The organism is Burkholderia sp. A2 (assembly GCF_001729305.1).
Classification (GTDB): domain Bacteria; phylum Pseudomonadota; class Gammaproteobacteria; order Burkholderiales; family Burkholderiaceae; genus Burkholderia; species Burkholderia sola.
This window is the reverse complement of record NZ_LZXX01000068.1, coordinates 57,690-70,863: the sequence shown is the minus strand read 5'-3', so window position 1 is coordinate 70,863 and position 13,174 is coordinate 57,690. Positions and strand designations below refer to the sequence as shown.

13 protein-coding genes and 2 pseudogenes are annotated in these 13,174 nt (G+C 65.1%); 10 read left to right on the top strand and 5 right to left on the bottom strand.

Features of this window, described 5'->3' with window-relative positions; translation table 11 throughout:
• Nucleotides 1–248 (bottom strand): annotated as a pseudogene (locus tag A9Z05_RS05655) (sel1 repeat family protein); the annotation flags it as partial.
• Nucleotides 249–648: 400 nt separating this feature from the next.
• Between A9Z05_RS05655 and A9Z05_RS05650 the strand changes: the two are divergent.
• Nucleotides 649–1,251 (top strand): TetR/AcrR family transcriptional regulator, encoded by a 603-nt coding sequence (locus A9Z05_RS05650; protein WP_069617241.1) that lies wholly within the window; start codon nt 649–651, stop codon nt 1,249–1,251.
• Between the two features lie 244 nt (nt 1,252–1,495).
• Nucleotides 1,496–2,788 (top strand): NRAMP family divalent metal transporter, encoded by a 1,293-nt coding sequence (locus A9Z05_RS05645; RefSeq protein WP_069617240.1) that lies wholly within the window; start codon nt 1,496–1,498, stop codon nt 2,786–2,788.
• Between the two features lie 110 nt (nt 2,789–2,898).
• On the opposite strand, the pseudogene A9Z05_RS05640 reads toward A9Z05_RS05645, so the two are convergent.
• Nucleotides 2,899–3,420, bottom strand: a pseudogene (locus A9Z05_RS05640) (protein-glutamate O-methyltransferase CheR); the annotation flags it as partial.
• A 229-nt stretch (nt 3,421–3,649) separates the two neighbouring features.
• On the opposite strand from A9Z05_RS05640, the gene A9Z05_RS05635 reads away from it, so the two are divergent.
• Both A9Z05_RS05635 and A9Z05_RS05630 read left to right on the top strand, forming a co-directional pair.
• Complete coding sequence (locus A9Z05_RS05635) at nt 3,650–3,931, top strand: hypothetical protein (protein ID WP_069617238.1); 282 nt, start codon at nt 3,650–3,652, stop codon at nt 3,929–3,931.
• 577 nt (nt 3,932–4,508) lie between these two features.
• Nucleotides 4,509–5,417 carry a manganese catalase family protein gene (locus A9Z05_RS05630; RefSeq protein WP_069617237.1) on the top strand — a complete coding sequence of 303 codons (909 nt, stop codon included), beginning with the start codon at nt 4,509–4,511 and terminating at the stop codon, nt 5,415–5,417.
• Nucleotides 5,418–5,582: 165 nt separating this feature from the next.
• On the opposite strand, the gene A9Z05_RS05625 is transcribed toward A9Z05_RS05630, so the two are convergent.
• The 3 genes from A9Z05_RS05625 to groES form a co-directional block, all read right to left on the bottom strand.
• Nucleotides 5,583–5,870, bottom strand: a complete 288-nt coding sequence (locus A9Z05_RS05625) for a hypothetical protein (protein WP_069617242.1) — start codon at nt 5,868–5,870, stop codon at nt 5,583–5,585.
• 116 nt (nt 5,871–5,986) lie between these two features.
• A complete protein-coding gene (gene groL, locus A9Z05_RS05620; protein WP_069617236.1) occupies nt 5,987–7,609 on the bottom strand; it encodes a chaperonin GroEL in 1,623 nt (540 codons plus the stop codon).
• 80 nt (nt 7,610–7,689) lie between these two features.
• The gene (gene groES / locus A9Z05_RS05615) at nt 7,690–8,007 is read right to left on the bottom strand and encodes a co-chaperone GroES (RefSeq protein WP_006482399.1); all 318 of its coding nucleotides are present in this window, start codon (nt 8,005–8,007) and stop codon (nt 7,690–7,692) included.
• 281 nt (nt 8,008–8,288) lie between these two features.
• Here groES and A9Z05_RS37230 point away from each other — a divergent pair, with 281 nt between their 5' ends.
• From A9Z05_RS37230 to ispH, 6 genes are all read left to right on the top strand, one after another.
• Nucleotides 8,289–8,774, top strand: a complete 486-nt coding sequence (locus A9Z05_RS37230) for a hypothetical protein (protein WP_256121861.1) — start codon at nt 8,289–8,291, stop codon at nt 8,772–8,774.
• A complete protein-coding gene (locus A9Z05_RS05605; RefSeq protein WP_069617234.1) occupies nt 8,768–9,046 on the top strand; it encodes a hypothetical protein in 279 nt (92 codons plus the stop codon). The genes A9Z05_RS37230 and A9Z05_RS05605 overlap by 7 nt, the downstream gene beginning before the upstream one ends.
• Before the next feature lie 776 nt (nt 9,047–9,822).
• The gene (locus A9Z05_RS36800; protein ID WP_176730156.1) at nt 9,823–9,990 is read left to right on the top strand and encodes a hypothetical protein; all 168 of its coding nucleotides are present in this window, start codon (nt 9,823–9,825) and stop codon (nt 9,988–9,990) included.
• A gap of 30 nt (nt 9,991–10,020) precedes the next feature.
• On the top strand, nt 10,021–11,307 hold the full coding sequence (locus tag A9Z05_RS05600; protein ID WP_069617233.1) for a 1-deoxy-D-xylulose-5-phosphate synthase: 1,287 nt from the start codon (nt 10,021–10,023) through the stop codon (nt 11,305–11,307).
• A 50-nt stretch (nt 11,308–11,357) separates the two neighbouring features.
• Complete coding sequence (locus A9Z05_RS05595) at nt 11,358–12,167, top strand: squalene/phytoene synthase family protein (protein WP_069617232.1); 810 nt, start codon at nt 11,358–11,360, stop codon at nt 12,165–12,167.
• A gap of 53 nt (nt 12,168–12,220) precedes the next feature.
• Complete coding sequence (ispH, locus tag A9Z05_RS05590) at nt 12,221–13,174, top strand: 4-hydroxy-3-methylbut-2-enyl diphosphate reductase (RefSeq protein WP_069617231.1); 954 nt, start codon at nt 12,221–12,223, stop codon at nt 13,172–13,174.

The following is a 13,174-nucleotide window of genomic DNA, read 5'->3' as shown; positions in this document are numbered from 1 at the left end:
CGGAAATAGCGCAGGCCAAGATCGTAGGCGGCCTTCGGCTGGGTCTTCGCGGTTTGCTTGAGCGCGGCGATGCGTGGATCGTCGCGGTCTTGCGCATCGCCCCTTTTTTGATAGGAGACCTGATCTTTAGGGCGATCGGAACAACCTGTGTCGTCGCAAATCCGTACCGTGCCGGCGGTGATCGACGGATCCTGCGCGCACGCGGCCAGCAGCAACAGCAGCCCCGGTGCGAGTAAACGGCGATACATGGGTACTTTCCTCACGTTTCATTGGCGCCGTATTGCTTCGCGCGCTCGCCCGCGAGCCTGCCCCGGGCGGTGCGAGGCGCGGACGTTCCGCGGGCTCGCATGCCGAGGCTCTCTCAGGTTCTCTTTTCGGCTTGAAACATCGTTGCAGCATCCGATACGGCGGAAAACAGAGAGCGGAACACAGCCCCGCGTTCCGCCTCTTTAATCCACGCAATACCGATCGATGCTTTCTGGATTCAAATGATACATATCGGTCTATCCAATAGTCAAGATGACTTGATGACCGGTGCCGGCCGCCGGGATTGCCCGGCGGGACAACGCCGGGATGCCGATTTCGTCGAGCAGCATGATGCTAGAATAATCGGTCTATGCTACTGAAATATCGAGGAGGAAGCCGTTCGTGCGAGCCAACAAACGCCAGCTGGTGGTGGACAAAGCGACCGAACTGTTCTCCAGGCACGGATTCCACCCTGTGGGTGTCGACTGGATCATCGACGATTCCGGTGTCGCCCGCATGACGCTGTACCGGCATTTTGCGAGCAAGGACGAACTGATTCGCGAAGTGCTGGTCCAGCGCTACGACCTCATCGTCGGCAGCATCGCCGCGCAGTTGCAGCACGTCACCGATCCGGTCGAGCGCGTCAAGACCATCTTCGACTGGTACGCGGCATGGTTCAGGACACCCGAATTTGCCGGCTGCCTGTTCGAGCGTGCGCTGGCCGAATTCGGCACCGCTTATGCGCCGATATCGGATGTCGCGATCCGCTATCGCCGCACGATGGTCGAATGGATCGCGGAGCTGATCGGGGCCCTCGTGCCGCCCGAAACCGCCAACCGGCTGGCAACGGTCTTCATGATGCTGCTGGACGGCGCGACGGTAGAAGCACGGGCCTTCAACGATTCCGCGGCTGCCGCGCGCGCGTGGCAAGCCGCGCACGCCCTTCTCGAACAGGCGATGCACGCGACGGTCTCGCCCGCCGACGGTGCAGCTAGCCCGACGTAACGCGCGTCGCGCGCCGCCGGCGATGTGTCGGGACTCGATGCAAACGAACCGGTGCGCGTGAAGTTGCGCATCGGCAGCGGGAGCATGGCCGGTGCGCGGCCGGTCTCGAAGGAACACGCGATCAAGATCGACGCTGGCGACATGGCGAAGCCGAACGGGCCGTAACGCCCGGCCGGGCCGCCGCGGCGCGACGCCCGCCGGGCGGGTACGGCGATTGCGCGTGCCGCACGGGAGGCCCGCCATCATGAACGACAACGATTTTCTCCAGCCCGAGCCGACGGAACCGGCCCCGAATGCGGCCACGTGGGTCCGGCGTCTCGGTCCCGGCCTGGTCACCGGCGCCGCCGACGACGATCCTTCCGGCATCGGCACCTATTCGCAGGCGGGTGCGCAGTTCGGCTTCGAATTGCTGTGGGCGCTGCTGTTGACGTATCCGCTGATGACGGCCATCCAGCTGGTCAGCGCGAGAATCGGCCGCGTGACGGGCAAAGGTCTCGCGTCCAACATGCGCACGCACTACCCGCGATGGCTGCTGCACGGGACGGTCGTGCTGCTGATCACGGCCAACGTGATCAACATCGCGGCCGACCTGTCGGCCATGGGCGCGGCCGTCAATTTGTTGCTGCCCGGCCCGCAGCAGCTCTACATCGTGTGCCTCGGCGGCGTGTCGGTCGTGCTGCAGGTGTTCATTCCATACGACCGCTACTCGCGATTGCTCAAATGGACCGCGCTGACGCTGCTGGCGTATGTCGCGGTCGCCCTCATCGTGCCCGTCAGCTGGGCCGAGGTCGGTCGCGCGATCGTGCAGCCCGATGCGCAACTGACCGCCGCCTATCTGACCACGGTCGTCGCCGTGCTCGGCACGACCATCAGCCCGTATCTGTTTTTCTGGCAGGCGTCCCAGGAAGTCGAGGAATTGCGCGCCGCGCCGAACCAGCGGCCGTTGCGGCGCATGCCGCGCCAGGCGCCCGCGCAGTTGCGCCGGATCAGCTTCGACACGTGGTTCGGCATGGGCGTGTCGAACGTGATCGGGTTCTTCATCGTGCTGACGGCGGCGGCCACACTCCACGCCCGTCACATCGACGTCAAAACGTCGGCGGACGCCGCGCGGGCACTCGAGCCGCTTGCCGGTCACTTCGCGTACGTGCTGTTCGCGCTCGGCATCGTCGGCACCGGCCTGCTGGCGCTGCCGGTGCTCGCGGGATCGGCCGCCTATGCGGCGGCCGGCACGTTCCGCTGGCGCAATAGCCTCGCGTTGCAGTGGGGCGTCGCGCCCGAATTCTATGCGGTGATCGTATTGGCGATCGTCGGCGGAATCGCGTTCACGTTCATGCATTTCGACCCGATCCGCGCGCTGTACTGGAGCGCCGTCATCAACGGCGTGAGCGCCGTGCCGATCATGGTCGTGATGATGCTGATGGCGAGAAGCCGACGAGTCATGGGCGAGTTCGCCGTCAGAGGCCCGCTTGCGTGGGGAGGATGGGTCGCGACGCTCGCGATGGCGATCGCGGCGCTAGGCGTGTTCGTGCCGGGATAAAACCCGCGGCGCGGTTGGCGCGGCTCGCTGCGCTCACTCCAGTTTGCCCCTGCTTATCGCCGAGCCGACCGCATTGCGCAGCACGTCCGCGAGCCGCTGGTTTTGGCCGGCTTCGCGCGATGCGTGACGACGCGTGCACGGTAAATCCGGCGTTTCTTGTCCACGACCGAAAACAGATCGTCCGCCGCGTCGGCCGATTCGGCGGTGCCGAGGAACAGCTAGCCGTTCGGACGCAACGCGAAATGGAACAGCTCCAGGATTTGCCGCTGCACCGCCCGTTCCAGATAGATCAGCACGTTGCGGCACGAGATCAGGTCGAGATGCGAGAACGGTGGATCGCGCAACAGGCAGTGCGCCGCGAACAGGATGCGTTTGCGCACCGCCTTCGCGATCACGTAGTGCGCGCCTTCCCGCGTGAAATACCGTTGCAGCAGCGGGGCGGGCACATCGCTCGCGATCGACAGCGGGTAGGAACCGGTCCGCGCGCGGACGATCGCCGCTTCGTCGATATCGGTCGCGAAGACCTGGATGGCCTGGCTCGACATCGCGGCCTCGCGCGCCCGCGCGAGCAGCAGCGAGATCGAGTACGCCTCTTCGCCCGTCGCGCATCCGGCCACCCACACGCGTACCTCGGTTGGCGAAACGCGATGCTTCCCGTCGATCGCCATCGGGAACGATTCGTGCTCGTGCGTCGGCCCGTCGGATTCAATTTATTTCCTTTGACGGATGCCGTATTACCGGCGAATATTCGCGTCGATCAATCAGTTAGTACCGCTCAAAAACAAAACGAGACGATGCTCGCCCACGTAGTCGGGGACGTTACGCTGCTTCGCCAACAGATACTTGATCGAAGGGGAAGAAATGACGCCGTTTTCCCAGGATGTGAGCATCAAGCAAACCGCCGCCGTCTCCAAGGAAGGCACGCCGTCGCCCGTTTTCTGGAAAGCGGGGCCGATCGTCGAAGCCGCTCCGCCGGAGCCGAAATCCGCGACGCCGGACCTGCGCGATTTCTTCGCCGCCGCCGCGCTGCAGGGTTTGCTGTCGCGCGACGCCGGGCGCAACGTGTCGACGATCGCCGATTACGAATCGAAGCGCGCGGTCAGCGCCTACCGGCTTGCCGACGAAATGCTGAAAGCGCGCTGAACCGGCACGCCGGCCGGCGCTGGTCGGCCCGCGCGCCCGTCGTCATCCGGTTCGCGCGGCATCGCGGGGAATAGCGGCTGCCACGATCGTCCGGACGCTGACGCACCGGCCATTCAGGTGCCGCCCGACCGCGACGCCACCGCGCCGATCGGCCCCGCCAGCAACGCGGCAGTCCGTCGCGGTGCGCTCCTTCGCCGCGCGTCGCCATCGTCACGAAACGGGCGTCACGCGCCCCATGCTGCCGAAACGACAACCGCTTGGAAATCCGGCAACGACGGTTGCAAGTCACGCGACGCGCTCGTATTGCCGCCGACGGCGCCCTTCCCTCGCGCCGCGTCCTTGCATCGGCAACCGTCCACCCCGTGCGCGAGAAGCGACGCCTCGCGAACCGATCGCGCCTTCGTCATCCGGCGCCGACCGGTGCCCGACCGGCCATTGTTCGCCGAAAGCCGCTCCCACGGCTCAGCGCACGCCGGCCGGAATCGCGCCGCGTACCCGGGATCGTCGGCCGGCCACGGGATCGATTCGTGCTGGGTCGCCACCGCGAATGTCGCGCAACCCTTTCCACGGAGATGCCATGTTCATCCACAACACACGGCTTCAGTACACGGTGCGCGTCGGCGCGCCGAACCCCGGCCTCGCCAATCTGCTGCTCGAGCAGTTCGGCGGCCCGCAGGGCGAACTCGCCGCCGCGATGCGCTATTTCACTCAGGCGATCACCGAGGAGGACCCCGGCCGCAAGGACATGCTGCTCGACATCGCGACGGAGGAGCTGAGCCATCTCGAAGTGATCGGCTCGATGGCCGCGATGCTCAACCGCGGCGCGAAGGGCGAACTCGCGGAAGCAGTCGACGAACAGGCCGAGCTGTACCGCAAGCTGCACGGCGCCGGCAACGACAGCCACGTGACGCAGGTGCTGTACGGCGCGGGCGCGCCATTGACGAATTCGGGCGGCGTGCCGTGGTCGGCCGCGTACATCGACACGATCGGCGAACCGACCGCCGACCTGCGTTCGAACATCGCGGCCGAAGCGCGCGCGAAGATCATCTACGAACGGCTCATCAACGTGACCGACGATCCGGGCATTCGCGACGCGCTCGGCTTCCTGATGACGCGCGAGGTCTCGCACCTGAAGTCGTTCGAGAAGGCGCTGTATGCGATCACCGCGAATTTCCCGCCCGGCAAGCTGCCGCCGAAGGCGCCGTACGACAGCGTGTACTTCCGGATGCAGCCGGACGCGGCGCCGCTGGTCGGCCCCTGGAATCATGGCGAAGGTCTCGAAATCCGCGACGCCGAGCCGGCGGTCGACGGCGGCACCGGTATTGCCGAAGGGATGCTCGAGCCGCAGCAGGTGGACGCGATCGACGCGATGGCGCAGCGGCTCGCGTCCGATCCGAACAGCGACCCGGTCACCGGCGCCGAGCTGGGTGCAGGCCAGCCGGTCCCGCAGGGCCGCGCGCCCGGCAAGCCGGACGGTGGCGGCTGACCGCAAGCGCGAAGACGGGTGCTCGGGCGCCGCCGCGAGCGTCGCTTCGTTCTGCGATGGAGGATGACATGACAACAGACTGACACTGCGGGCGACGAACGTTCGATGGAATCGCTGCTCGGCGCGCACACGCACTTGCACTCGCCAGCGCGCGTTCAGCGCCCGTCAGGCGCCTGCTTCGCCGGGCCCGGCCTGGTCGGTCTGGTCGGCCATCAGGTACTGGATGACCAGCGTCGGATCGGCGATGTCGAGAATCAGGCGGCGCATCACGCGCTTGCGCATATGGTCGTCATCCAGCGTCCACGGCCCCGCCGCGTCGCCGAGGTAGCGGCCGATCGCGACGCGATGGTCGCCGTCCGGCGGCAGGCCGAGCCGCGCGGCGAGCAGGCCGGCGATCACGTCGTCGATCTCGACGTTCAGCGGCCGGGAATCGATCGAAAGTTCGAGCTTCATGGTCGGTCTCGCAAACATGAAAAAGCGGCGCGGCGCGTCCCCACTGTCGCGCGCGCCGGCAAAAGCCGCTCCGGCCAGCGGCTGGTCGACCATCGCAGGCGGGCCTGCGACGCCGGTCAGTAGCCGAGCTCGGGCGCGGAGGCCGGCTCGGCGCTGTCCTCTTTCGGCGCTTGCGCGACGGTCGCATCGGTCGTCAGCACCAGGCTCGCGATCGACGCGGCGTTCTGCAGCGCGGTACGCGTGACCTTGGTCGGGTCGACCACGCCCGCGTCCACCAGATCGCCGTACTCGCCGGTCGCCGCGTTGTAGCCGAAGTTCCCGGTGCCTCCGAGCACCTTCGAGACCACGACCGACGGTTCGTCGCCCGCATTGGCCGCGATGACGCGCAGCGGCGCCTCCAGCGCGCGCAGCGCGATCCGGATGCCGGCGTCCTGGTCCGCATTCGCGCCCCGGATGTCCGACAGCGCCGCGCGCGCGCGCAGCAGCGCGACGCCGCCGCCGGGCACGATGCCTTCCTCGACCGCGGCGCGCGTCGCATGCAGCGCATCGTCGACGCGATCCTTCTTCTCCTTCATTTCGACCTCGGTGACCGCGCCGACCTTGATCACCGCCACGCCGCCCGCGAGTTTCGCGACACGCTCCTGCAGCTTCTCGCGATCGTAGTCGCTCGTCGCTTCGTCGATCTGCGCGCGAATCGCCTTCACGCGCGCGTCGATGCGCGCCGCATCGCCCGCGCCGTCGATGATGATCGTATCGTCCTTGCGTATCTCGACACGCTTCGCACTGCCAAGATCCTCGAGCGTGGCCTTGTCGAGCTGCTTGCCGGTTTCCTCGGAGATGACCGTCGCGCCGGTCAGGATCGCGAGATCCTCGAGCATGGCCTTGCGTCGGTCGCCAAAGCCCGGCGCCTTGACGGCGGCGACCTTCAGGATGCCGCGCATCGAGTTCACCACGAGCGTCGCGAGCGCCTCCCCTTCGACGTCCTCGGCGACGATCAGCAACGGCTTGCCGGCCTTGGACGCTGCTTCGAGAATCGGCAGCAGGTCGCGGACACTGGAGATCTTCTTGTCGTGCAGCAAAATCAGCGCATCGTCGAGATAGGCCGCCTGCTTCGCCGGATCGTTGATGAAATACGGGCTCACGTAGCCGCGATCGAACTGCATGCCTTCGACCACGTCGAGTTCGTTCTCCAGCGACTTGCCGTCCTCCACGGTAATCACGCCATCCTTGCCCACTTTCTCCATCGCGTCGGCAATGATCTTGCCGATCGCCTCATCCGAGTTCGCGGAAATCGCGCCGACCTGCGCGATTTCCTTGTGGGTCGAAATCGGCCGGGACAGCTTGCGCAACTCGTCGAGCACCGCGCCGACGGCCTTGTCGATGCCGCGCTTCAGATCCATCGGATTCATGCCGGCCGCGACGTGCTTCATGCCTTCCTGCACGATCGCCTGCGCGAGCACGGTGGCGGTGGTCGTCCCGTCGCCGGCCACGTCGGCCGTCTTGGACGCGACCTGCTTGACGATCTGCGCGCCCATGTTCTCGAAGCGGTCCTTCAGCTCGATTTCCTTCGCGACCGACACGCCGTCCTTCGTGATCACGGGCGCGCCGAAGCCGCGTTCGATCACGACGTTGCGGCCCTTCGGGCCGAGCGTCACCTTCACCGCGTCGGCCAGCACGTTCACGCCCTTGACGATCTGCTGGCGGGCGCCGTCGCGGAATTTCACGTCTTTTGCAGTCATGTTCTTGCTCCGGATACAGTCGTTGAACGGGATGCCGCGCGCATCGGGCAGTCACCCGTGCGACGCGGTCGAATCGACATTCAGGCCGCTTTCCTGGCGGCCGGCGATTCGGGTTCGAGTACGCCCATGACGTCCTCTTCGCGCATCACGAGCAGTTCCTCGCCGTTCACCTTCACGGTCTGGCCTGCATATTTGCCGAAAAGAACCTGGTCGCCGACCTGGAGCTGCAGCGGGCGCTGCGAGCCGTCCTGGAGCAGCCGGCCGCTGCCGACCGCAATCACTTCACCCTGCTCGGGCCGTTCGGCCGCCGAATCGGGAATCACGATGCCGGAGGCCGTCGTCCGCTGCTGTTCGATTCGCTTGACGATAACCCGGTCGTAGAGGGGACGAATCTGCATTTTCATCTCCTGAGCGATGAGATCACCTGGAAAAGGGAATCCGCCGGCGCGTGCATGCGCAAGGGCTGCGCTGCGCCGGCGTGCCGTCGATTGGCGAAAAGCGAAATAGTGGCGCGGGAAGCGCGCTTCAAGGGGGTGAGAAAAGGACGTTTGTAACAAGATGTTTCAGCGCGGAAACGCCTGTTGATGATCGGCGGTTGTCTCGCGACGCCCCGTGACGAGCGGCAACACGACGCCGACGGCCGCCGCACAGGCCACGCGAATCGTCACGGAGGCGGCGCTTGAAATCCGCGCTTCCCATCCTATTTTGGGTATCGCTCAAGCAGCCGCGGCTTACGCGCTGCGTGTTTCGATTTGTTTGTCAGCGAGGCCTCTCGCGGATCGACGAACTGGAGCGCGTGGTCCGGTTCGTCCTCCGTGCGAGGCTCAACCGGGAGCGAATCATGAACGATCCTTTCCTTCTCTTCGATCGGCTGCCGGGGGTCGGCCGCCGACCACGACGCGCCGCCCGCGTCGTCACGGGTCTGCCGGCCGGCCTGCGGACAGCGCGCAACGGTACGAGTCGCCTGGCGCCGATCGGCGCTCGCGTACGTGCTGCGCGCAAGCCATTCGCGTTGCGCGGCGCGGCCCAACCCGCCGCGATCGGCCAGCCGAAGCTGCCGCGCCGTCGGGTCGCCGCGCTTGGAAGCGTGCAGCACCCCATTTCGTTTTTCCGCGTGATGCCCGCTATTGGCAGTACCGTGCGCGACGGGGGACGGCCATGTTGAGCCCGCACGAATTCGCGACGCTGATGCTGGTGTGCCAGGCGCCGGATCAGCTCGACATGAATCGCGCCGAACTCGATGCGTTGCTCGAACGGCAGCTCGTCATGCTCGAACATGGCGCACCCGGCCGCCGACGCGCGTATCTGACGAAGAAAGGCCGATCGATTCTCCATGCGCTCGGGGGCGACATCGCTTCCCGCCGGAGCCATGGGGTGACAGCGAAGCGCGGCGGTCAAGGCGAAGCGCCCGTCGCACTATCGGACGAGGCCGGATGACGCGGCTCGGTCGCCGACTCGGCGACCGACGCGCACGCGGTCGTGCCAGCTCGGCCTGCCTCAACGCACAGGTGATCTGTTCTTCGGTGAACTTGCTCTTCTCGATCACCCCCAAGTGGCTTGCAAAAAGCGTCGGGCCGCACATGCCCGCACAGTCGATACCCTCTTGTCGCGATAAAACTGCACGCGACGTGCGGCTACCGCGTGCCAGGTTGTCGATCGTAGGGATCCGCCACGCCGTCTCCCGAACCGGGCGATCGTTTCGCAATTTTCACCTAACCCAGGAATTGTATAAAATTCCAAAAAAAATGGAATCAACATAATAAATCCCACATGCGTTTCTCGATCCACTATTACAAAAACAGATGAGGTGCGATTCTTGACATTCACGAATCGCCCTCCTAGATTTAACCAAACATAAATTCTACTAAAGAGCCGGCGCGGATCGTTCCGGCTCGGCATTCATTGCTTGACGGAAACACTTCCTGATTTACAACGTGCACAGCAACCACCGCCTGCCTGCCTTCGTTCGTAACGGGGCGGCGTCATCGGAGGGCGCTCTGCATATGGGTAATGACATGGCTCGTTTCGACTCGCCACGCCTTCCATTTCAATAATCGCACGAACGCAATTTTCGCTTTCATATTGATCGCGGTAATTCAATATTCGCTTTCGAAGGAAAATCTGTCGCATTGCGCTGCACCCTACCGAATCGAATTCCACCTTCGAGGCGGCGCTTCATTTTTTAAATGGCGAATCCATTTAGGCGAAAGTAAATGGAAGAAATACTGATTCAGGCGCACGAAAACGACGCGCAGGTAGAAACCGATACCCAAACCCACATGCACCAGCCCGGCCTGCTGCTTCGCGAAATTCACGCGCGCGTTCGGCTCGATGACGCCGTGCTCCAGCCACGTGCCGCGCTCCTGTCGGTATCGACATAACCCACCGCCCCTATCCCCCGGAATACGGACATGGATGCCTTGAGTGCAATCGACGCGCCGGCCGACCTCAGGAAACTCGCGCGCGCGCAATTGCCTGACCTCGCGACCCAACTGCGCGATTTCGTGCTGCACAGCGTCGCCGCCACCGGCTGGCATCTCGCGTCCAATCTCGGTTCCGTCGAACTGGCCATCGCGCTGCACTACGTATTCGATACGCCGCGCGATCGCATCGTCTGGGACGTCGGGCACCAGTCCTATCCGCACAAGATCCTGACCGGTCGGCGCGAGGCGATGAAGACACTGCGCCAAAGCGGCGGCATCTCCGGTTTTCCGCGCCGCAGCGAATCGCCGTACGACGCGTTCGGCACCGCACACTCCAGCACGTCGATCTCCGCCGTGCTCGGCATGGCGCATGCCGCCCGGATCAACGGCGAAGCGCGGCATTGCGTGGCGGTGATCGGCGACGGCGCGTTGAGCGCCAGCATCGCCGAGCAGCACGCGATCACGTTCGCCGGCGGGCTGGCGGCCGACGGACTGAAACCCGTGGTAGCGATCTACTCGACGTTCCTGCAGCGCGGATACGACCAGCTGATCCACGACATCGCGATCCAGCGCCTGCCGGTCACGTTTGCGATCGACCGGGCAGGCATCGTCGGCGCGGACGGCGCGACCCACATGGGTGCGTTCGACATTGCGTTCCTGCGATGCATCCCGGATCTGGTTCTCATGGCGCCGGCGGACGAAAACGAGTGCCGCCAGATGCTGCATACGGCGCTCAATCACGATGGCCCCGCGGCCGTGCGCTATCCGCGCGGCTGCGGCCCTGGCGTGCCGCCCGTTCAACAGATGCAGCCCATACCGATCGGCAAGGGCGCGGTGATACGTACCTCGTCACAGCCACCCGGCGCCCGCATCGCGATCCTGGCTTTCGGCTCCATGGTGGAGGCCGGCCTAAAAGCCGGCAACCGGCTGGATGCGACGGTGGCGAACATGCGCTTCATCAGACCGCTGGATATTGATCTCGTGCGTACGCTCGCCGACCAGCACGACGTACTCGTCACGGTAGAGGAAGGTTGCGTCGCCGGTGGTGCGGGTTCCGCCTGCCTGGAAGTGCTGGCCGCGCAGCGTGTGCCGATTCCCGTATTGCAACCCGGCCTGCCGGACCAGTTCGTCGGACATGGCGCCCCGGCCATGCTGCTTGCCGCCTGCGGCCTCGATGTCGACGGGCTGGTGCAATCCATCGATCGTTTTTTCAGTGAAGCCGCCGCCCCTTGTCGTTCGCCCCGAACCATGACGCACATGAGCCTGGCGTCCTAGCCCTGCCGCCCCGCTGGCCCGCAACCTTTCCTTCCCACCGGGAGAAAAAGATGATTCCGCTCTCGAAAGCCCACGACATGATCCGGCAGTACAGCAAGACGTGGTATCTGCCCGTAGTCGGCCTGCCGCCCAGGCTGAACGAGGCGGCGTCGTGCGCCTACCTGTGCATGCGCGGCATCGATGAAATCGAGGATCACCCGACCATGGCCGCCGCGGACCGGGCTCGCCTGCTTCGGCGTGTCAGCGCCATTCTGCAAACCCACTTCTCGCCAGCGGATTTTCAGGCCGCATTCGAAGGCTATGAAGACGTTCTCCCACCGGTTTCGCTGCAACTGGGCCAATGGGTCACGCTCGCGCCGATCGACATCGCGCCTCGCGTACTCGACACGTTTTCCGTCATGGCAGAGCGAATGGCGGATTGGGTCGAATCGGATTTCGCGATCCGGACGGAGCAGGACTTGAACCGGTATACCTATGCAGTGGCCGGTACGCTGGTACTGCTACTCAGCGATCTGTGGGGCTGGTTCAATCACACCGACACCAACCGTACCGACGCCATCGGATACGGCCGCGCGCTGCAGGCCGTCAACATCCTGATCGATCGCGACGAAGACACCGGGCGCGGGGTCGATTTCTGGCCACACGGCTGGGGCTTGCGCGAGATGCTCGGTTATGTCGGGCGAGAACTCGCACTGGCGCAGGCGTATCTGGACGCGCTGCCACCAGGCCCCGCGCGCAGCTTCTGCGAACAACCGCTGATCGCTGCGCGGCACGCCGCGCTGAATCTGAAGCAAGCGATCGACGCCGGCAGCGAACCACGCGCTTACGCGGCAGCGGACGGACTCGCCGGTCGGCCATGACGGCACCACGTTCCGCGTTTATCGCCATATCGCGCTTTCCCGGAGGCTTCAACATGCGCGTCATCCTTGCCGAACCTCGCGGCTTCTGCGCCGGAGTCGTACGCGCGATCGACATTGTCGATCGCACACTGGAAAAATACGGTGCTCCCGTCTACGTCCGGCACGAAATCGTCCACAACCGGCGAGTCGTGGACGGCCTCAGGCGCAAAGGCGCCGTCTTCGTCGAGTCCCTCGCCGACATTCCCGAGCAAGCGGTGGCCGTGTTCAGTGCGCATGGTGTCGGTCAAAAGGTGGAGGCCGAAGCGCGACAGCGTGGCTTGCATGTGCTCGACGCCACCTGCCCGCTCGTCGCCAAGGTCCACGTCCAGGCCCGGCGTTATGCGTCGCAAGGGAAGACTGTCGTGCTGATCGGGCATGCCGGACACCCCGAAGTCGTCGGCACGCTGGACCAGGCCCCGGACGCGACGGTCCTGGTGGAAAGCAAGGCCGATGTGGCAGCCCTGCCGTTTGCCGCCGACGCGCCGCTGGCCTATATCACGCAGACCACACTCAGCGTGGACGACACGCGCGACATCATCTACGCGCTCAAACAGCGATATCCCGGCATCGTCGGCCCGGATGTCCACGACATCTGCTATGCCACGCAGAACCGGCAAACAGCCGTACGCGAGCTTTGCCGCAGAGTCGAACTGATGCTGGTGATTGGCGCCCGCTACAGCTCGAACACCGTTCGACTGCACGAGATCGCGCTCGAGTCGGGCATCCCCAGCCACTTGATCGCCGATGCGAGCGAACTGGGGCGCCAGTGGTTCCAGGGCATCGGAACCGTCGGCGTCACTGCGGGTGCATCCGCACCCGAAACGTTGGTCGACGAGGTGATTGCGGTACTGCGAACGTACACGCCGCTGGAGATCGAAACCCTGTCCGGACGGCGTGAAACAGCGATCTTTCCGCTGCCGACCGAATTGCTGCCCGGCACCGCATCGGCGGTCACGCTGCATACCTGA